The organism is Desemzia sp. FAM 23990, from assembly GCF_045528485.1.
GTDB lineage: Bacteria > Bacillota > Bacilli > Lactobacillales > Carnobacteriaceae > Desemzia.
The window spans coordinates 1-21,079 of the sequence record NZ_JBGQQW010000020.1; the positions used below are offsets into that span (position 1 = coordinate 1).

Annotated in this window: 20 protein-coding genes and 1 riboswitch; of the genes, 1 reads left to right on the forward strand and 19 read right to left on the reverse strand. The window is 38.6% G+C overall.

All coding sequences use genetic code 11. The features are described from left to right. Positions 1–254 precede the first annotated feature (254 nt). The 8 genes from ACEN4I_RS08710 to ACEN4I_RS08745 all read right to left on the reverse strand — a co-directional run bounded on the left by ACEN4I_RS08710 (position 255) and on the right by ACEN4I_RS08745 (position 10,056). Positions 255–551: a rhodanese-like domain-containing protein gene (locus tag ACEN4I_RS08710; RefSeq protein ID WP_407097100.1), complete on the reverse strand. Its 297-nt coding sequence runs from the start codon at positions 549–551 to the stop codon at positions 255–257. 70 nt (positions 552–621) lie between these two features. Continuing rightward, entirely contained in the window at positions 622–3,516 is a 2,895-nt protein-coding gene (locus ACEN4I_RS08715; protein WP_407102740.1) for an insulinase family protein, read from the reverse strand. 149 nt (positions 3,517–3,665) lie between these two features. Then, complete coding sequence (locus ACEN4I_RS08720; protein WP_407102741.1) at positions 3,666–4,412, reverse strand: DUF3307 domain-containing protein; 747 nt, start codon at positions 4,410–4,412, stop codon at positions 3,666–3,668. Beyond that, a complete protein-coding gene (locus ACEN4I_RS08725) occupies positions 4,413–5,099 on the reverse strand; it encodes a SatD family protein (RefSeq protein WP_407097097.1) in 687 nt (228 codons plus the stop codon). A gap of 140 nt (positions 5,100–5,239) precedes the next feature. Continuing rightward, complete coding sequence (locus tag ACEN4I_RS08730) at positions 5,240–5,713, reverse strand: hypothetical protein (RefSeq protein ID WP_407097096.1); 474 nt, start codon at positions 5,711–5,713, stop codon at positions 5,240–5,242. Positions 5,714–5,950: 237 nt separating this feature from the next. Further along, entirely contained in the window at positions 5,951–7,432 is a 1,482-nt protein-coding gene (locus ACEN4I_RS08735; RefSeq protein ID WP_407097095.1) for a carbon starvation protein A, read from the reverse strand. 136 nt (positions 7,433–7,568) lie between these two features. Then, entirely contained in the window at positions 7,569–8,303 is a 735-nt protein-coding gene (locus ACEN4I_RS08740; RefSeq protein WP_407097094.1) for a LytTR family transcriptional regulator DNA-binding domain-containing protein, read from the reverse strand. Next, positions 8,284–10,056 carry a LytS/YhcK type 5TM receptor domain-containing protein gene (locus tag ACEN4I_RS08745; protein ID WP_407102742.1) on the reverse strand — a complete coding sequence of 591 codons (1,773 nt, stop codon included), beginning with the start codon at positions 10,054–10,056 and terminating at the stop codon, positions 8,284–8,286. Before ACEN4I_RS08745 ends, ACEN4I_RS08740 begins: the two co-directional genes overlap by 20 nt. 186 nt (positions 10,057–10,242) lie before the next feature. Next, a riboswitch (Lysine riboswitch) is annotated at positions 10,243–10,389 on the forward strand. 153 nt (positions 10,390–10,542) lie between these two features. On the opposite strand from ACEN4I_RS08745, the gene ACEN4I_RS08750 reads away from it, so the two are divergent. Beyond that, positions 10,543–11,943, forward strand: a complete 1,401-nt coding sequence (locus tag ACEN4I_RS08750; protein WP_407097092.1) for a YfcC family protein — start codon at positions 10,543–10,545, stop codon at positions 11,941–11,943. Between the two features lie 57 nt (positions 11,944–12,000). On the opposite strand, the gene ACEN4I_RS08755 is transcribed toward ACEN4I_RS08750, so the two are convergent. The 11 genes from ACEN4I_RS08755 to ACEN4I_RS08805 form a co-directional block, all read right to left on the reverse strand. After that, positions 12,001–12,621 (reverse strand): NUDIX hydrolase, encoded by a 621-nt coding sequence (locus ACEN4I_RS08755; protein WP_407097091.1) that lies wholly within the window; start codon positions 12,619–12,621, stop codon positions 12,001–12,003. A 38-nt stretch (positions 12,622–12,659) separates the two neighbouring features. Beyond that, complete coding sequence (gene thpR / locus ACEN4I_RS08760) at positions 12,660–13,199, reverse strand: RNA 2',3'-cyclic phosphodiesterase (protein WP_407097090.1); 540 nt, start codon at positions 13,197–13,199, stop codon at positions 12,660–12,662. A 19-nt stretch (positions 13,200–13,218) separates the two neighbouring features. Then, positions 13,219–14,421, reverse strand: a complete 1,203-nt coding sequence (locus ACEN4I_RS08765) for a YcjF family protein (RefSeq protein WP_407102743.1) — start codon at positions 14,419–14,421, stop codon at positions 13,219–13,221. Between the two features lie 214 nt (positions 14,422–14,635). Beyond that, positions 14,636–15,277, reverse strand: a complete 642-nt coding sequence (locus tag ACEN4I_RS08770; protein ID WP_407097088.1) for a YrrS family protein — start codon at positions 15,275–15,277, stop codon at positions 14,636–14,638. A gap of 116 nt (positions 15,278–15,393) precedes the next feature. After that, positions 15,394–16,002, reverse strand: a complete 609-nt coding sequence (locus tag ACEN4I_RS08775; protein ID WP_407102744.1) for an ECF transporter S component — start codon at positions 16,000–16,002, stop codon at positions 15,394–15,396. A gap of 99 nt (positions 16,003–16,101) precedes the next feature. Beyond that, positions 16,102–16,416, reverse strand: coding sequence for a hypothetical protein (locus ACEN4I_RS08780; protein ID WP_407102745.1), 315 nt, complete (start codon positions 16,414–16,416; stop codon positions 16,102–16,104). A gap of 3 nt (positions 16,417–16,419) precedes the next feature. Next, positions 16,420–16,881 carry a MarR family winged helix-turn-helix transcriptional regulator gene (locus tag ACEN4I_RS08785; protein ID WP_407097085.1) on the reverse strand — a complete coding sequence of 154 codons (462 nt, stop codon included), beginning with the start codon at positions 16,879–16,881 and terminating at the stop codon, positions 16,420–16,422. A gap of 232 nt (positions 16,882–17,113) precedes the next feature. After that, on the reverse strand, positions 17,114–17,923 hold the full coding sequence (locus tag ACEN4I_RS08790; protein WP_407097084.1) for an ABC transporter ATP-binding protein: 810 nt from the start codon (positions 17,921–17,923) through the stop codon (positions 17,114–17,116). Then, complete coding sequence (locus ACEN4I_RS08795) at positions 17,923–18,816, reverse strand: ABC transporter permease (protein ID WP_407097083.1); 894 nt, start codon at positions 18,814–18,816, stop codon at positions 17,923–17,925. The genes ACEN4I_RS08790 and ACEN4I_RS08795 overlap by 1 nt, the downstream gene beginning before the upstream one ends. A 24-nt stretch (positions 18,817–18,840) precedes the next feature. Continuing rightward, positions 18,841–19,830, reverse strand: a complete 990-nt coding sequence (gene trpX / locus ACEN4I_RS08800; protein WP_407097082.1) for a tryptophan ABC transporter substrate-binding protein — start codon at positions 19,828–19,830, stop codon at positions 18,841–18,843. Positions 19,831–20,326: 496 nt separating this feature from the next. Beyond that, a complete protein-coding gene (locus tag ACEN4I_RS08805; protein ID WP_407097081.1) occupies positions 20,327–21,031 on the reverse strand; it encodes a carbonic anhydrase family protein in 705 nt (234 codons plus the stop codon). Between the last annotated feature and the right edge of the window lie 48 nt (positions 21,032–21,079).

Below are 21,079 nucleotides of genomic sequence, written 5' to 3' on the forward strand. Positions count from 1 at the left end.
TAATCTTATCCATAAGAAGGCCTCTTTCATTTATGTATTTGCCCTGCAAAGCATACATTTATGATAAAGTGCCTTCTTTCTTTTTTCCAGTAAAATTATTGGCTCTCGAGAACTATTTTACACATACATTTTATTCTTTTTAATATTGCTGCATTTTTAAGCGAGATTTATTGTACATGCACGCTTTTAAATAGAAAAAGAGTACTGAATAGTTGATTCAGTACTCTGCTTCACGGACCTTTTAAAACCCTCTTCTATTCTACTCTTCCGCCCCACTCGTTCATTCCGCCAGTCATATTTTTAACCGTGTACCCTTCAGCTGCTAATTGATTACAAGCTGCGGCACTACGTTTTCCAGACCGGCAAACAAGAATGTGTTCTTTTGTTTTATCGAGTTCTTCTTTGCGTTCGTCTAATTCTCCTAAAGGAATGTGTTTGATTCCTGGGATAGCTCCTGAAGCTACTTCATCAGCTTCACGTACATCTATGATAGATACTTCTTTTTCGTCTTCCATTAACGAGGCTACTTCTTTTGGTGTGATAACGTTCATTCTATGTCCTCCTTTCACCCATACATCTTAGCTTTTCTCATTATGAGTGATTGTGTATGTTTTCAGCAGTTTAATACAGCTCATACATTTTATCAAATAAGTCATTTTCAGTTTCAATTTGCGCTTTATTACCGATTACGACCATCGTGCTATCGTCCAGTACACTCGCTACATCTTTGTGAAGACCTGCGAGTGCTTTTGAGTCAACCTCTAAGATCGCTTCTTTCAAATGCATCAATTCTTCGCGAGTAACCCCCGATTTTAAGCGATTAAAGGCAGTTAATCCTTTAGTGAAAGCAGATTTCGGTTGTTCCATTGGGCTGATCGTTCCGATAATGTATTTCAACAACTCGCTGTCAGACAAGTCTATTCGCGCCACATAATCTGGCAGGCCTTTATAAGCCTCTATCGTTTTACGAATATTCGGATCACGGTAAGAACTCAAGGCAAATTGACCATTTCTTTGGTGGTTGTACAGCGATCCATATGCCCCGCCTTTCACCCGAATCTCATTCCACAAATAACTGTAACGAATCGTCGTAGCCAAAACTTTTGCAGCACCGCTGTAATCCAATACATCACCAGCATTTGATGCTATAGCCACATAGTTCACATCTTGAGCTGTGACATAGGCTTCATTTTGTTTGGCCCCTGGTGTAATGTCTGCCGGTTCACCTAATTCAGCACTTGGCAGCCCAGAGAAAGCTGTTTGCAGTTTTTCTTTAACTAGGTTTTCGCGGTCTTGTTCCCCGACACATAGAATATTCAACCGATTTTTATTCAGCAGGCGACTAAAGGTTTGAGTGATGCGTTCTTTTACATCTTTCGCTTTATCCGATTGCAAATCAGCACGAATCTCTTTTAAGAACTGAAATTGGTCTATTCCACTGATCAATTCATTTAATTTAGCTGATGGTTTTAGTTGACTCAACGCACGGTTTGCTGCCAATACGTGAGAACTGGAATTGATCCGGCGTTCAAATTGAGAAATCAATTGCTGTGTAGTTTTTAATATTTCGCCGTTATCTTCAGTCTGCGTATGGCACATGATCTCTTGCATCAATAAGACCAGCTCTTCCAGGGATGACTCTAACGCTTTTCCACGCAAAATAAAGTAAGGCTTTAATTCTCCTGTTTGATCTTCAAATACCGCGATAGTTCCGTAAATACCACCTGTATGCAAGTCTATTTGACGTTGCAATGTTGCTGCATTGTATGTTTTAGTCGCTAGTTTACCTACCAAATGGCTCACTAAACTCAACCATCGATATTCATCAGCAGAAACATCCTTCAAATCGATATACAAACTCACATAATCGATCCCTGAGGTAAATTGTTCCGCATGATAAAAACGGGTTTCTTTGTCAAAGGACGTTTCCGTCAGTGGATATTTTTCTACATGTGTACTGAGATCTTCCTTCATCAACGTTGGAATTTTAGTCAACTCTTCCGGTTTATCTGGTGTTTCTTGACGTTCAATCAACGCTTGAGTCTGTTCAATGAGAGCAGAAACTTCTTCATCCGACAACTCTGCTTTATACGCTTGCAACTGTGCATGAGCTTCTGCTTCTAATCGATCACTCTTCCCAGGCTCAGCTTCTAACATTACCGCTGTCTTTAACGGATTGTTCAACAATTTATCTTTGATCAATTGTTCAAAATACCCTTTGCCGGCTAATTCTCCCAATTCTTTCAAATAGTCTGAAAATTGTAAGTTCACATAAGGGCTCTTATCATATAACCACGAACGATAGGCGTTGATAGCGTAAATAACACCGCGCGGGCTGTCTTCTGAAATAGCCGCTTCTTTAGTCTGAAAGGCAATTTTGTTTAATGCTGCATCAATCAGCTCTACATCAATTCCTTCAGTTGTCAGTGACTCTAATGTTTCTTGTACTACTTGTTTGAACTGATTCATTTTAGCAGTATCTGAATACTTAGCCGTGATCATAAATGCTGTCGGATAACCAAAATCCGCTAATCCGCCTACAATGTCTCCACCAATATCCGCATCTAATAACGCTTTTTTTAATGGCGATTGATTACTGCCCAATAAAATCTCTTCTACTACCTCTAATCCATACATATCCAATACATCACTCGGTTCAGCCACATGCCACCCTAAAGCCAGATAATCTTTTCCTTCCGGATCATCTCCTGCCGTTATGGAATAAGTAGCTTTAAATACATCTTCATCAGGAACAATCACTTCAAAAGACAAATCAACGGCTTTTGTTTGTTTCTCTAACCCACTGAAATACTCTTCCAGTGCACCAAAGACCTCTACTTCATCAATGTCTCCATATAACACGGTAAGAGAATTGCTGGGATGATAATACTGTTGATGGAAAGCGGTAAATTCCTCTTGTGTCAAACTAGGTATCGCTTTGGGGTCTCCACCAGATTCATGACGGTACACACTGTTTGGATACAATTGTCGCGTTAAATGATGCTGTACTTGTCTTTCCGGAGAAGCAGTCGCTCCTTTCATTTCATTGTACACCACACCTTTATAGATCAACTCATCATCAGCAGCTTCTAAATGGTAATGCCAACCTTCTTGCGCTAATATTTGTGCATTTTCGTAAAAGTTTGGTTTAAAGACCGCATCTAAGTAAACGCTTATTAAATGCATGTAATCTTTTTGGTTGGTCGATGCCACTGGATAGATTGTCTTATCTGAAAAAGTCATAGCATTGACAAATGTATTTAGTGACCCCTTTATCAACTCAACAAACGGTTCTTTTGAAGGGTACTTTTTAGATCCATTCAATACGGAATGTTCGATAATGTGCGCAATTCCGTTATCGTTGTATGGAGGTGTTTTGAATCCGATTGTAAAAGCCTTGTTGGGATCGTCATTGGCTAAATAAAGAACTTTTGCTCCTGTTTCTGCATGTTCATAAATTGTTCCTACAGACTGAATATCCGGTAACTCTTGTGTATCGATTTTTTTGAATGCCATAAAATTCTCCTTTTCCCACAATAGGTGTTTTTGTTCTGTATGAATAGTATACCATTTAAATTTTTCTTGCTCAGTATTTTATCCTATCTAACTAAAAAAGATTCGCTAAAAAGCGAATCTTAGATAATGATTCATTAATATGCACATCTTTAGAAAATGAAAAAATAGCTGATGATGATCAATAAGGTACTCAATAACGTTCCCAATAAATAATACTCGGCAAATTGAGGATTCTCTGAAATTTTATTGTATCGTGCAATCGACTTCGCGGTCAAAACAAATCCTATAGCAGTAAACTGGTTGGCATACAACATCAATAGGATAAAGACCCGTTCAAAAACCCCTATCAGTGCACCAGCATTAGGGATACCTTCATCCACATGCTCTTCACTCGTCGGCCGGTAGTAATTCAATACTTTCTTGATGGTGATACTGCATGGCTGCATCAAGACTAATAGAATCAACACCCAAGACAACAGACTTTCCAAGGTCCACCCTAGCTCTGCTATTACAGACTCTACTACTGAAAAAGGAAGGATCGTTATGGAAGAAAGGCTAAGATAGACACCGACCGTCAACAAGACCAGAATATGTAAGCCTTGGTCTATCAGATAAACGAATGTATCTTTACCTTTTTCAATTGGATATTTGCGATGAGCCAAAAATTTCGATCCATCAATCAAAAAATGCAGCGTGGAGACCCATAAGGCGATTTTAACTAAAGACCATCCAAAAAACGGAAGCGTTACGCCTACCATAGTGATCAAATATCCTAAACAATGTAGCCATAATTTTTTACCTGAATATTCTTTGTCTCTGGCCAACGTAGATGATTGAAAGTAAAAGTCGCCCAGAACATGTCCAATAAATAAAGTTAACAAAACTTCCTGATTCAACTAATCATCCTCCCGAGTATTTTGGCTTAGAAACAGACTGGTATCCGTCAATGCTGTTTTATAAGTATAATATTTTGCTGTATTCAGCGCTTTGTTGACGCTGGATTGACCAATACCTAATGCTTCAGCTGTTTTATATTGATTCTCACTATGTGTGAAATAAGTATACATCACTTCTTTTTGACGATCTGACCACTTTGATTTTAAAGCTGTGGCCAGAGATAGAATAGTATTCAACAATTGATCTGTTTGTAAAGAATCAGTACCAGAACAAATCATCATGTTGGTTTCACTTCGGGTATATTTATTTTCATTGGCTTCGATCGTTTCAATCATTTGCCGTGCCCGATGATAAGCTGGACCGTCCATCTCCATTGAATTTTCTCGTTGGATCGTGGTGCTGATGTCTCCAAGACCGATGCCGAAGCGCAATTCAATAGGAGACATGGCCAATTCAATTTCAAAAACAATACTCATAATCGTCTGTTTGTTTTTTAGCAGGCCTTGAAAGCTGTCTCCTAAAGTAATCATAAACTGAGAAGCAATGTCATCCGCATATTTCTGATTGATATGTTGCAAAGTAGACCGAAACTTTTCTTGAACTTCTTTTCGATCGGCAATATTGCGGGAGTCTTTGATGTCGCCTATGATGGCTGCATACGGATTTTTTTCCAATTGTTTTGTCATCTGTTCACCTCTTTAATTGATTATATCATAAGATTCAACTTAAAAGGCATCATTTGCTAAGATGCCCTTTAAGTTGAATCTTATGACAGAGAGCAAAAAAACTCAAGAACAGTTTTTGTTCTTGAGCAAAGTTTTTAGTTTTAAGGGAGTTGGGAGAAAACTTCTGTGACTGTTTTTTCGGGATCGATTAAGACATACAAGTGACCGTCTGCACCCATTTGCGTTGACTGATGTTTGTTGTCTAAGCCATCTGGATCTTGTGCTTCGTAAGGGAAATAAATGCGTTCTGACTGAATGACCTCTGAAGACGTATCGGTTGGATCTATATACAAAATATCCATTGTTTCAATGTCTGAGTATTTTTTAATGCGTTCAAACATTCCTGATTCCAAGCCGCCATAGTTGATATTTTCAGCATCTACACGGTCAGCTTCCGGCAACAATTCAATTTTAAACGACTGACAAGGATGAATTTCTTGAAAATCACTGCCGTTGATTCTGCCATAAGAAGTCGTTACCTGTTTGATCCATAAATCCCCAATCACTTCACGATTGACAACTAAAATATCTCCGTTACGGAAAAACAATTGTAAAGCAGTCATTTCTTTTTGCATGTTCAACACTCCTCTAAATTTTCATTTTTATATAGTTCATCGTTTCACAATTTTATTATACCATTTTTAGAATATTTTAGCAACATTTTATCACATACACCCGAAAGTTAGTGAATAAATTAATTAATCGATTTATCAATTGATGATACTACAATGATGGTAACAGTAAAGGCAGAAAAAAAGAAGTTAAAGGTCTTAGTCCTCTAACTTCTTTTACAGTCCTTCTCTTTTTACTCGTTAAACACTTTCTGAAGAAAACGTTCCAATGGGCAATTGATCATTGATCAGTTCTCCATCTGGATCAACAGTAACTTTTTGTTTTTTACCTGAGGTCCAGAATAACACTAAAATTCCTATAGAGACCACTAAAGCAACAATGAAAGTCATAGTAGTCAGCCCCATTCGGAATCCAATCGGTTCGCTTAAGATATAAACGACTACTGCATATAACATAAAAGTTCCTGGCACCAAGGTGACAAAATAATTTTTTCCTTTTAAATATAAATAACGTGTAGAAACCAATAAGGAAATAACAGCTGTCACTTGGTTTGCCCAGTTAAAGTATCTCCACAACATATTAAAATCGACATTTGTCAAGATAAAAGAAATGAGATACAACGGGATAGTGACCATCAATATTTTTTTAATGGTATCTTGTTTAATATTGAGGTAATCAGCTAATATCGTACGCAAACTTCTAAATGCTGACAGACCGGATGATATCGGTAATACGATAACACCAATGATCGCAATGGTCCCAAAGAGATTTCCAAGCAGCATAATAGACACTTCATTAACGACTAGTGAAGCTGTACCGGCATCAATCATTTGGCTCAAAGTCTGACCGTCAAATAAACTCATAGAGGCTGCTGCCCAGATCATAGCAATGACTCCTTCAGCAATCATCATTCCGTAAAACGTAAAGCGCCCTTCTCTTTCATTTGTGCTGGTTCTAGAAACCATAGGAGCTTGTGTAGCATGGAAACCAGATAATGCTCCGCATGAGATCGTAAAGAAAATAGCTGGAAAAATAGCTAAACCGCCTGGATGGAAGTTTTGTAAGGTACTTGGAGTCAGATTTGGAATGGAATAACCGCTAAACAATAAGCTGATTCCAATCGCGATTGTACTGATGATCAAAATAGCGCCAAACCAAGGATAAACTTTCCCTAAGGCTTTATCGATCGGTAAGACAGTTGAAATAATGTAATAGACGAAGATCAGTATAACAATCACACTTAGACCTAGCCAGCTTGGTGTGATGCTATCAATCAAGTTGGCTGGCGAAGTGACAAAAACGGTCCCTACCAGCATCAATAACAACATAGTAAAAATATTGACCACATGTTTAACGGGTTTACCTAAGTATTTGCTGGCCAATTCCGGCAAATGAGCCCCGTTATTTCTTAGAGAGATCATCCCTAACATATAATCATGTACAGCTCCAGCAAAAATACACCCCACAATGATCCAGATATAAGCTACGGGTCCGTATAATGCTCCCATGATCGGTCCAAATATCGGTCCGGTTCCTGCGATGTTCAATAATTCAATAATAGCGTTTTTCCCTTTTGACATCGGTACAAAGTCATACCCGTCTTTTAGCACCTCTGCCGGTGTTTTACGATCCGGATCGATCGAGAAATTTTTCTCAATGTATTTCCCATACGTAAAATACCCTAAAACTAATAAGATGATCCCGCCAATTAACGTAACCATTTGTTCTCCTCCTTTTATGAATACCCTTTCAATTTACAAGATTATTTTACTTGTATTTTACGGAAATTGGTCTGTTTTTTACTGAAATGACAGAACTGCAGGCTGAGATGCACGCCTGCAGTTCTGAATTTCATATTTATAATCCGATTTTTTCCTTAAAGGGTTTCATATACGAACGACTTACGGGAACTTTTAACTGATTCTCCATTGTCAATTGATACGTATGGTTAAACCAAGGTTGGATCTCTTTTATTTTCGATTGATTTACAATAAACGAACGATGTACTCGGATAAAAGATGAATCAGAAGATAACTTTTCTTCCCAGGCATTCAATGTTCCATGTAGAGTATAGGTTCCTTCTTCTGTATGAAGATTTAATTCCCTGTTGTTGATACTGATCGCGATGATCAATTGAACTTTCACTAAGATGATCCGTTCTTCTATCTGGACAGGTATCGTATCTTCTCTTGCTGCTTCTGGAGTATTAGATGAAATTTGAGCAGTAGTTGCTAAAAAACTTTGATGCGCTTTTTGGACGGCTTTTTGGATCCGGTCCAATGAAAAAGGTTTAAGAACATAATCCCTCGCATTCAACTCAAAGGCTTGCAAGGCATATTCATCATAAGCCGTCGCAAAAATAATGATCGGCGGATGTTGAAGCAGGTTTAATTTATTAGCTAACGTCAATCCGCTCTCTTCTGTTAAATGGATGTCCAAAAATATCAAGTCAATCCGCTGATCGATCAAAACACTGATCGCTTCTTCTATAGAATCCGCTTCTTTGATAGACGAGATTTCAGGAAGCGGTTTTAATAAATAAGCCAGCTCATTTCTGGCTAAAGGCTCATCATCAACGATTAAGGTATGCATTCTTTTCCTCCTCTAAGTCATTTCGACGTATAATACAAGATACAGTCGTCCCAGTCTCAGTAGAATCAAAACGTAAGTGAGCATTTTCTCCAAATAAACTGATCAATCGCTTATTCAGATTCTCGATGGCTGAACCCGAACCTTTATTTGAAGATACGATTTCGTTGCCTAATTTGTCCAAAACCTCTGGATCGATGCCCACTCCATTGTCTTGCACACTGATTTGAATGGCATCTCCTTGATTGCGGATAGCCACTACCACTTGATTTCCTTTTTTTCGCCCTTTAAAAGCATGTCGATAGGCGTTTTCTACTAATACTTGAATCAAAAAAGGCGGCAGCAAGACTTGTTCCAATCCATTATCGTAATGGACCTCTAGTTGATAGCGTTCAGGAAAGCGGGCTTCTTCTAAGCGTTGGAAGGCTTCTACTTGTTGCAGTTCTTTCGTCAAAGGAATCAAATTGGTTCGAGCTCCCGTTAAATTAGAACGGAAAAATTGACTCAACTGAAGCAGCAGCGAGCGGGCTTTTTCGCTGTCTATACGGATCAACGCGGATATAGTATTGATCGTGTTAAAGAAAAAATGCGGATTGACTTGTGATTGAAGCGATTTGATCTCAGCATCTTGCAATAATTTGCTTTGCCATTCAACTTCTCCCAATTCGATTTGTTGGGAGAAAATATTGCCTAATCCCTCTGCCAATTGACGCTCGACAAAGGTAAGTTGTGTTTTATCTGTAAAGTACATTTTTAAGGTCCCGATGGTTTTCTGTTTGGATTTTAACGGGATCACGATTGCTGCTTCTAATGGACAGCCCATATGATTGCACCCGATCTCTTCTTGAGAATGGGCTTCACTGACCTTTCCGGTATGCAAAACTTTTTTCGACAAGTCGGTCAATATCTCAAGAGAAGGAATGTGATGGTCGCTAGCTGCTCCTACATGGGCCAAAATCCTTTCTTGATTGGTAATGCTCACAGCGTCCACTTTCATAAATTGTTGGATCGTTCGAGCAGCTTTTTCACACGATTCTTCATTCAATCCGGAACGAAAGTAAGGCATCGTTTGATTTGCCAGCTGCAGCACATCATGAGTCTGGACGGCTTTTGTCTGTTCTTCTTGGTGAAGAGTCGTTTCAATAATGGAGAGAAAAATACCTGTACCGATACTGTTCGTCAGCATCATGGGCAAAGCAATGAACCGAATCAAGCTCCACGATTCGGCGTAATCGCTTCCCAATAAGAAAATACACCCCATTTGGATCAGTTCCATCATAAATCCTAACACCAAGCCTTCATAAGCAGTTGGGTAAGTGTTCTTTTGGATGGATCGGCTACCGAAATAACCGGAAAACAATCCAATCAGTACTGAAGACAAGATATAAATGTGAACATCGCCTCCACCTTGGAAGAAGCGGACGACAGCTGAAACAAGACCGACAATAATACCGACGGATGAGCCGCCGATCAATCCAGATACACCAATCGTTAATACACGTGTATTAGCTAGAGCAGAATTTGCAGATAATTGTGTGACAAATTGATTGACGATCATTTCGTCTTGATTGATCTCCACACCCGTGTAATTAGAAATAAAAGCAAATACACTAAACATCACAATTAATTTGAGCTTCGAACTCATCCGAGAGCGATTTGTCAAAATATTTTTAAAATAAGGAATATTGATCAGCAAATAAGCCAGAATAATAATTAGACCGCCTCTTTCAAGCATGAGAATAAATAATGAAAACACCTTTCACGCCTCCTATTCATTTATTCTTAGTCTACACTAATCTTTTCAAAATAGTGAGATTTTATTCAAATAATTTTTTGCATTGAATTAAAAAATGCCCTTTTTCTTAGAATTTCCCCTAAAATATTGCAATTATAAAGTGAATCCTGTATAGTTTGTAGCGGTTAAGAAACTGAATATTATTCAATGTGATGTAGAGGCTGCGGTAATTAAGAGTAGGGTTTTCTGAAAGGAATTATCGCCGAAGTGCAGATGTACTGGGGTTACGCTAAATAAGCGTAACACTGCCTGAACAAATTGCCCAAATTTGTTTTTAGGAGAGCTCTTCATATTGCGGGCAGAAGGTATAGTATAACGGAAAAGACTATGGGCCCTTTTGCTCATAGTCTTTTTGCGTTTTTTAAGAGCTTACTCTGCTTCTGTACTCAAGGGAATACATTTTATTTAGTAGTATTTCGTTTCAAGAAATGATTAGGAGGATTTACCATGGAGAAACAAAAAAGGTCTAGAATCCCTCACACATTTGTAACGCTGATAGCTTTTACAATTGTGATGGCGATTCTAACGTATGTGTTGCCTGCAGGGCAATTTGAACGAACTGAGGTGAATGGACGGACAGTTGTTATTCCGAATTCCTATACAGTAGTGGATTCTAACCCACAAGGTTTATTTGATGTATTAAAGTCTATTCCAACGGGAATGACAGAGACAGCTGACATTATCTTTTTCTTATTTATTGTAGGTGGTGCTTTTCAACTGATTACCGATTCAGGAATGATCAGTTCGGGGATCAGCTTGCTGGTTAAAAAATTACAAGGAAAAGAAAAATGGGTCATCCCTATTTTGATTTTAGTGTTTGGTATTTTAGGATCTACAATGGGGCTTTCTGAAGAAACGATTGTATTTATTCCCATTGGAGTCGCACTTGCTTTAGCATTAGGGTACGATGCCTTAGTTGGTTTGGGGATGATTTCACTGGGAGCAGCCATTGGTTTCTTCGCTGGTTTTATGAACCCGTTTTCTGTCGGAGTCGCTCAGGAAATTGCCGAATTGCCTTTATTCTCGGGAGTCGGTTTCCGGTTAATTATTTTAGCGATCTTGTGGATCGTTACTTCTGCTTACTTGATGCGTTATGCAGAAAAAGTGAAAAAAAATCCAGAAAATAGTTTGTTGTACAACCGTAAAAAAGGCACTCATGTGACGGAAGGGACCATCAATTTCGACGACCTTCCTCCATTCACTAAGCGCCATTTAGCAACGTTGCTTGTATTTGTCGGCGGATTTGCCATCATCGGTTACGGTGTATTCCAATATGGCTGGTTTATTGTAGAGATTGGTTCAGTCTTCTTAGGAATGGGAATTTTAACGGGTTTCATCTCCAGAATGAGACCCAGTGAAATTGCGGAGTCTTTTGTTGTGGGAGCAAAAGAAATGGTCTTTGCCGGCCTAGTTGTTGGTGTTGCTCGCTCTATTTTAGTGGTCATGGAAAATGGGTTGATCATTGATACGTTAATCAATGGTTTGTCTAATGTAATCAGTTCGTTACCAGACTCATTAGCTGTTGTGGGGATGTACCTTACACAAATCGTCGTTAACTTCTTCATTCCTTCAGGCAGCGGACAAGCAGCTGCTACAATGCCAGTTATGATTCCGTTAGCTGATACTCTTGGTATCACTAGACAAACGGCTGTACTGGCCTTCCAATTCGGAGATGGCTTTATGGATTCAATCATTCCGACATCTGGTGTATTAATGGCACAATTATCGATTGCTAAAGTTTCTTATGATACTTGGTTGAAATTTATCGGTAAATTGATGGGAATCTGGCTGACTATCGGACTGATTTTCTTATTGATCGCAAACGCTATTCAATATGGTCCTTTTTAATCAACTGAAGACACAAAAAAAGTGAGGCTGCATCGTGCGCCTCACTTTTTTGTGTCTTTAGTTGTCTAGTAAATGGTGTTCTTTCACTAAACTGATCAATCGTTGTGTCAATGAAGCGGTGAACCCCCATAAGTAATGATCATCCAAATTGTAAAAAGCAATCTGATTTCGCGCATGACGGAATTTGTAGTTTTTCCCATTTGGAATACGATCATAAGGGAAATCTTTAGGGTAATTCATCATCATGTCCACCGAATAGTAATCAGGCTCATTTTTCATGAAGTACCGTAGTGGAACTGTATACACTTCAGCCACTTCTTCGTTCCAAACGATGTCTTTGATATCGATCCCTTTAATTTCTCCTATAAAAGAATGGATAATAGAATTGTTTTGGACGATAAAATCCATTTCTCCGATAACTTGGATGGATTCACCTGGGATCTGCAATTCTTCTATCGTTTCTCGTACGGCAGCCTCTTGATAGCTTTCTCCTAGTTCTACTTTACCTCCTGGAAAAGACGTATCTCCTGGTTGAGAAATATGCTGACTGCGGACCTCATATAAGATATGCGGAAATCCTTTCACCATGATGATCGGGATCAGGACAGCATATTCTCTTTTGACGTGTAATGCTTTTGGTTGATATTCTGAAAAAAAATGTTGGATGTTTTCTAACAAATGATTCTCCCCTCTTTTCTGTCTTTTCGCACCCGCACCTAGAGACCTATTTGATATCTTGCAATTGGACGATAGACCAACTGGTCATGGATACGAGTACTTTCAAATAAAGTGATGTTGTCGATCGTTACAGGAACAGCTTTCCAATTCAATTCTTGTCTCATTTGCTCAAAAGAATCAAGGAGTACGATATTCCTGCCAAATGTAACGTGAGGAGCATATGACCTCTTTTCCATCTCTAAATGGTGGTGCAAAAAATGTTGATGGAGTTTTTCGTACAATTCATTTAACTGTTGATCAGAATCAGGACCAGCCCATAAGATGGATTTATTCTTTTTGAGAAATTGACCTAGATGATCTAAGGAAAGGTCAAAAGGTTTTGAATCTCCTGCTACAGACGAAACAATTGACCTTAAGATATCGCTATGGGGTGTTTCTCCAATGAACTGCAGCGTCAAATGGAAGTTCATTAGAGAAGTGAAATGACCTTTGACAACATATGGACGAATCTGCTGCTGCAATTCGAACAACTTTTCTTTGACAGGACAACTTAATTCAATACCGATAAATATCCGCATAATGTGGGTCACCCTTCTATTATTTCTTTCGTTGCCACCATTTTTTCTTTGATTTTGGTTGAGGATCTTCGGTTTGAATGTCGGAAAGAGAATCAATGGATTTTTCTTTACCGCCTTTTTTCAGTCGTTCTTCAAATTTTTCTCGCATCAACGTTTCAATGTTCTTCAAGTCTGGATATTTGCCATCTTTTTCCCCTTTAGCGATGACCGCCAATACTTCAATATAGCTCATAGCTAGAGCAGTAGTCATCATTGAAGCTGTGGTCCCGCTGATGATTCCACCAGCAATCGTTCCTGCACCAGGAATGAATTTGACGATATTGGATACGATGTATCGACCAGCAAATGTAGCGCCGCCTGTTCCGCCAATTGCAGCAACTAAACTAGTGATCGTGGCTTTATCCATGGAAATACCAAATATAGCTGTGATATGAGCCAGCAATCCTATTTGCATCGGAACGAGTAAAGAGGCATCTGAAAAAGGAATAGGTACAAAGCCGATACCGAATGACGAAACAATATACTTCACTGCCCAATTGCGAGCTGACTTGGCTTTCAACGCAATGTCAACTTGCTGGGCATTATTAAAAGCTTCCTTAGTTTCTTCCGGTATGATTTCAAAAGTCGTTTGAATCAATTCATTTAGCCCGAAAGCAGGAATGGACAATTCATCTGTGATGCGAAAGTCTTCAGCCATCACATTGATCACACTGACTACGTTCAAATTCAGGTTTTCAATATATGATTTGAACTCTTTTGCAGGTTCTCCCATAGATTGTGTCAGAACAATAATAACAGGCACATGAGCACTTAGTTCTCGAATCATGTCGATCTCCATTTGTTCAATCCTTGAAGAATTGGCATTGATGCAGTAATAAGCTACATGGATCGCTTCTTTAACGCCCAACTCTTTCCTTTTTTTGATAGTGTCAAAGATTTCTTTTTTGACTGTCTGCTGAGTATCTTCTTTGAGTTCGAGTCCTTTGGTATCATACAATACGATAGGAATATGTTCTTTGGAAATTCTTCTCAAATGTTGAGTTACCGGTTTTCCAACTCCTGTAGCAGCTAGGCGTTCTCTAAAGACGTTGTTGATCAACGTACTTTTTCCAACACCGGTCTTTCCTGCTAAAAGGATGTTGATCGGATGCATATTGGCGACTTCTTCTTTTGTTTTGTGGAGTATTTCTTCCACTACACTAAAATCAGTTTGCTTTTTCATTTTTCCAGCCTCCAAGCAACTCTATTTTTACGTTTGTAATTGGTTTGTTTAGAACAAGTTTATCACACTGTAGTTTTAATCGGAAGAAATCAAGCATTCATTAGTGCGGGAAGAATCTCTCAGATTTTGCTGTCAGTTTTGGGGGAAGGATAAAAATAAACCCTCAGATGAAGTTTATGGACTCCAAACTGAGGGGTTATTTGCTATGACTGATTTAGTTGTATGGATTATCCGCTAAGGGTTCTACTTGAACCGGTTGCCATCCTTGATTGTCTACCCAACGTAAAAGAACTTGGTACGTTTCCGTTTGAGCATTATTGGAAATAACTGTTTCGACCTGTTGATCTCCAGCATTTCCTACCCACCATTCAATCATGTCGCCCTCACTGATACCTGTGGCAACAGAGGAAGCACGTTTGATTTCAATACGGTCTTGCGAACCTTCAGAGTAATTGGTTGTGTGTTCTCCAGATTGTTCTGTCCCAACCGGATCCCAATCTCCAGAAGCTGCTTCGTCATCAGGTTCTTCAGATTCTGAATCTGATGATTCTTCTTCACTGCTTTCTGATGCTGAAGAACTTGATTCAGAAGATTGTGAGCTCTCACTTTCTGAACTGTTCTCACTATTTGTTTCTTCTTCGCTGCTTTCAGAAAGCATTGAGCTGGATTCACTAGAAGTATCTAAGAATGAATTTTCATCCTCTTCTCCACCACCGCCAAATATAGTATATGCAAGGAACAGCAAACTCAAAATAAGAATGATCACTAAACCAATGGTAATCTTTCGAGTTAAGCTCTGCTCTTTATTGTTTGTAGAACGATTATTCGTTCGTGTTGGTTTCTTAGGATCTTTCATGTAAATACCTCTCCATTTCTATCACACTGTTTAGGAAAAAAATGTCCTCTCCCACAAAAACTAGTATAACATTGAAGTCGATGACAAATCATTTCGAAATGATTACTATTAGATGACTAAAAGGATTTATTTTTCTTAGTTGGCGAGATTTTCAACAACGGTTTGGCAATAATCGGCCCTAAAATACCTGCAGCTAATGCTTCTGCGATTCCGTTTGTCAAAACAACTCCACCTAAGACATACATCAGATTTGAACTGTCCACATTAATAGCTGTCGCGTAATCATCCTTGTAAAAAAGATAAATAAAACCTAGTACCAAGATTGTATTCGTAAGAGAAGCTAAAACAGCTGCTAAGGCCATTCCAAAAGTTTGATTCTTTGTTTTTTTTCTAAACGTATAGAAAACCAGACCAGCAACAAACCCGACTAGAATACGTGGCAACACTGAGATCAACGGGTTGGTAAAAATCAGCGGGTCTAATGGTGTCTGAGGTGCCGCAAATGCACGGACTAGGCGAATAATGCCCCAAACCCCTCCAACGATCATTCCTTCTTTAGTACCTAAAACCAATGAAGCGACAATAACCGTAATATGGATAATGGTAGGATTCAGTGGAGGAATCGGAATATATCCAAGAAAAGGAACAAAGCTTTGCAATAATATAATGGCTGTAAAAATACCTAAAATAGCCGTACGATACGCTTTGTTGTTTGAGTTTTTCATTTCTTTATTACCCTTCTTTCCAAATGGTGTTTTTCTTCCTTATTTTACCTGATGTGAGAAACAATTACATTAAAATAGTCCAAACTGATCTGAGACAAATTAAATGTGGCCATCCATGTATTGATCCAATAATTCTATGACCGACTCTCTCCCATAATCTTGAATAAAGTCATTGAACAAACCTAAAAATATACTGCCTTTTTTTGCGGTTCCTTCACTTTCATCTTCAAAAAAACGAATAAAATAGGATTGATAATTCTGGAACCCATCTACAAAACCCAGACTTTTAATAAATCGATTTTCTTCTACTTCCGCATCTAGTTGATTTTCCAGTCTTTTAGTTTCTTCAGACTGATCTATTACCAGCTGCACTAATTCTTCTTTTGATAAACTATTCAATGTTTTAAAATCCATTCTTTATCCCCTCAGTGCTTCTTTTTTATTTTGTGCTTCAAAATGAGCTATGCTTCGATTTGCTCTACCCAATAACACAAGTAAAAGCTGCTTTTCGTCAATAGGCCATCCTCTTAAAATGAACCCTAATTGTTGTTCAATTTCAAAGAGTAAAGTATTCGTTAACGTCAAAGCTTCTTCCGTAAGGTATAAATAAGCGTACCGTTTGTCTGTACCGGCTTCTTTTACTATCCAACCTTTTTTACTCAATGTATTGACTTGGCGGCTTAATGTTGATTTATCCAAGGCTGTAATAATGGTTAACTCTTTTAATGTTTTGTGCTCATCTTTAATCGTCTTCATGATCGTAAATGCTGATTGAGTAACATTATGATCAGCTAATATCGTGCTCAACAATTTACGGTAATGATTTTGGAACTCTTCCATTTTGACCAATAAGTCGTGACTTGAAACTTCGTAATCCACTGTTCTCGCTCCCCCTATAATATATGTCAACTCCTAATGTTTGTATGTAGCAACTATATAGTAAAAAGCTTGCAAATGCAATGGATATCAAAAGAGAAATCCATTTAAAAAAATTTTTTTAAAGTCTCTATTTTTTACAAGATAAAAAGAACTTAGTCGATTGACCAAGTTCCTTTTACAATAAATGAATTAGTTGTATAACCAAATGAAATAAGTTTACAGTTGATTTATCTTAGCTAAATAGCGTTTCATTGGATAGTTGAGATCCCGCCGTAGCTTTTTGGAAAAGTGCCATTACATCTGGAACCGTTAGTCGTGATTTTTCTTCTCCACTCACATCCACGACAACTTTTCCTCTGTTCATCATAATCATTCGATTCCCATAAGTTAAGGCATCTTGCATATTGTGTGTGATCATCAGTGTAGATAACTGCTTTTTTTCAACCAATTGCTGAGTCAAATCCAGTACAGTTTCAGCTGTTTTTGGATCTAAAGCTGCTGTATGCTCATCCAGCAACAGTAATTCAGGACGTTTCATCGTTGCCATCAATAAGGTGATCGATTGTCTTTGACCACCGGACAATAACCCCATTTCAGCATTTAACCGGTTTTCAAGTCCTAAGTTTAAGGGTTCCAATAATGATTTGAAGTAAGCCTGTTCTTTTGCGTTGGTACCGAATTTGAAGGTTCTTTTTTGACCTCTGCGTAAAGCGATGGCCAAATTTTCTCCAACTGTCATTCGAGGAGCTGTTCCCATCAGTGGATCTTGGAAGACTCGTCCGACTCTTCCAGCTCTACGTTCCTCTTTTAACTTAGTGACATCCTCTTCATTGATTTTAATGTGTCCACTATCGACTAGTACATTGCCAGCTATACTATTGAGTAAAGTTGATTTTCCAGATCCATTTCCGCCAATGATCGTAATAAAGTCTCCATTTTCAACTTCTAATGAAAGATCTTTTAAGACTGGATTTTCATTGGCTGTTCCTCGTTGAAACGTTTTTGAGATATGTTGTAAGGACAATACAGATGCAGGTTTCATTAGTCCATCCGCTCCTTTCTAGTGAAGAAATTCAAGTGCAAAGCATTTCTCAGACTTGGTAAAGCTAGGCAAATTGCCAATAAAATGGCTGATATCAATTTCAGATCATTTGGATTCAAGCCAAGCAGAATGACTAAAAGAATAATCAATCGGTAAATGATCGCTCCTAGAATCACACAAATCAATCGGTTGACGAAAGATAAGTTCCCGAAGACCACTTCCCCTATAATAACGGCAGCCAGACCGATAACAATTACTCCGATACCCATGCTGATATCTGCATAACCATTATCTTGGGCTACTAGTCCCCCTGACATCGCTATAATACCATTTGACAACATCAATCCTAAAATCTTCGTCCGGTTTGTAATGATTCCCATGGCGCGTGCCATTTTCTCATTGTCCCCTGTGGCGATAACAGCTTGCCCCAGTTCAGTTTTAAAGAAAAGAGCCAACACTAAAATGACTACAGCGACGATAATCAAACCTAGAAAGATCGAATCGAATTGATTCGGCAATTCGACTGACTGGAAGATATCAGTTACACGAGATTCCCCCAACAAACTGAGGTTGGCACGATTCATGATGCGTAAATTAATTGAATACAATCCTGTCATCGTCAAAATACCGGCCAATAAACCTGGAACTTTTCCTTTGGTGATTAAAATTCCGGTAATGGCTCCTGCTAACATTCCTGATACAAAACTAATAGCTGTTGCTAAAAAAGGATTCATACCATTAATGATCAATTGTGTAGTAACTGCTGCTCCTAACGGAAAAGAGCCCTCTGCTGTCATATCCGGTAAATTTAATATCCGATACGTGATAAAGATTCCTAAAGCCATGGTTCCCCATAAAAGACCTTGTGATGTCGCAGTAACGATTAAATCCATCTCTATTCTCCCTCATTTCTCCTGTTAATCAATGATTGTTGCTTGTTCCATCATTTGTTGCGGTAAGATAATGCCCAACTCTTCTGCTTTTTCAGGATTGACAAAAATATCTCCTTGTTCCAAATATTGAATCGGTGTCGTTGCTGGATCTATTTTTCCATCTAAAATAGCAGCAGTCATTTCTCCAGTCAGTTTTCCTAATTCATATTGATTCAAGCCAACTGTCGCTAATCCGCCTTGTTCCACCATTGTATCCACTGCTGGAATAATAGGGATTCCTTCAGCATCTGCTGCTTCGACTAAGGTATTCATCGCGCTGGCAACAGTATTGTCTGTTGGCACCCAGATAGCATCTACTTGAGAAGCCAGTGCTGAACCAATCTGGGACACATCATTCGTGGATGAAACCGTCATAGTAATTGTTTCAAATCCCATTTCTTTCGCAATTTCAGCGGCTTTTTCCCCCTGAACGATCGAATTGTCTTCACTGGAAGAATAAAGGATTCCAATACTCTTTGCCTCAGGTAAAATTTCTTGAATCAGATCGAATTGTTCTTGAATCGGTGTTTCATCACTCACTCCGGTGATGTTGCCGCCAGGTTCTTCATTACTGGCCACTAAATTAGAGGCTTCAGGGTCTGTAACAGCTCCTAAAACGATCGGAATCTGAGAAGAAGCATTTGCTAAAGATTGTGCAGATGGAGTAGCGATGCCTACCATCACGTCCGCATCTCTACTGACAAAACGTGTACTCATTGAATTGAGGTTACTTTGGTCACCTTGAGCATTTTGGAAATCCAGTATCATTGTTTCTCCATCTACATAACCTGCTTCGTTCAAGGCGTCAACAATACCTTCATAAATTAAGTCTAATGCAGGGTGACTCGTTAATTGTAAAACACCTACAACCGGTAATTCGTTTTCGGATGGTTGAGCTGTTGTATCGGTATCCGAGAAAAAAGCAACCGTGAGTATAATGGTTAAAATAGCGATAAAACCAATCATTTTTTTCATATTCCTATTCCTCCTTGAAATATTGCTGAGTTATTTTTTCTACTAGGTATGCCATCGTTTAGTTTCTTTTTTCTTCATAACTAGTTCCTCTCCCATTTCATAAAAAAAAGAACAGTTACCTCGCGTAAACGCGGTAACTGTTCTTTACAAACAAAAACCGCATAGAATAAGTAGTATTCTATGCGGTCTGATTTTGATTGTAGACTCAAATAAACCAACATAGATACAAGTTCAGTTTCCTGAAGGTTGCATCTATGAAATTCTTCATAAACCAACCTATCTATTGCGGCTTTGCCAATCCATATGTAATTGTAGCTGTTGAATAGAATGCAGTTGGTCCATAAGGAGTCTCCTTTTCGTATAAAAGATATTAGAATCATAGTACGCTTTCCATTAAAGTCTGTCAAGCCTAATCTGCTCCATAAAACATAAGCTAGTTAAAAAGCTGGTTCAAATTTAACTATCCTAGGAGCTTTTAAGCATTTTGCGGATGTCCTTAGGATTCATACAGTGTAATTTCGCGATCATGAACAGCTTGTAATGGTCGATTGGTTTTTCCGATGGTTGTTTTGAAAGCCTGTATGAGCTCCAGGGGTAAAGAAACAGCATTTTTCATCACGATCCACTGCACTGGTCCTACAGTCGGAGGTGTGGTCAACGAGCCCGAGTAATAAAAAAAGGATCTGTTTTTTGGCTTTAATTGCTCCAAATCCAATTCTAAAATATGGTGCTGTTTTAATTCTTCCTCGGTCAACAATTCCTCAAAACCATTTAATAAATACTCTTGAATGTCTTCATTACGAGATTTACCCATCACTCCGACCACTAACACTTCATCGTCAGCCGAACGATGGACAAAATGTACTTCTAAATCAAACGACTTTTCGTCAATCACATGTTCACTGGGTAAATGAGCATGGATATCTTCCAGCACATAACGTGTTTGTCTAAACTCGACACTGGCTGTCTCTTGATCCGCTGCTGGAGATAAATGGATCGTATGATTAAAAAAGTCTGTTTTAAATTTCTTTGGATCTCCAATAAAGATCAATTCTTCATCGCTCGCAACCATTTTTTTTGCAGCAGTTTGCGATAGTGGTATTGGAGATTGCCAGGTTGTTTCTGCTTCCGCTGTTTGAAAATCAGGGCATAAACCGCTCCAAAATTCTGGCCCTGCTTCTCCACTGTAACTCCATTCCATGTTTAACACCTCTTCTATATTTGCAACAGTATCTATTTTACACAATAA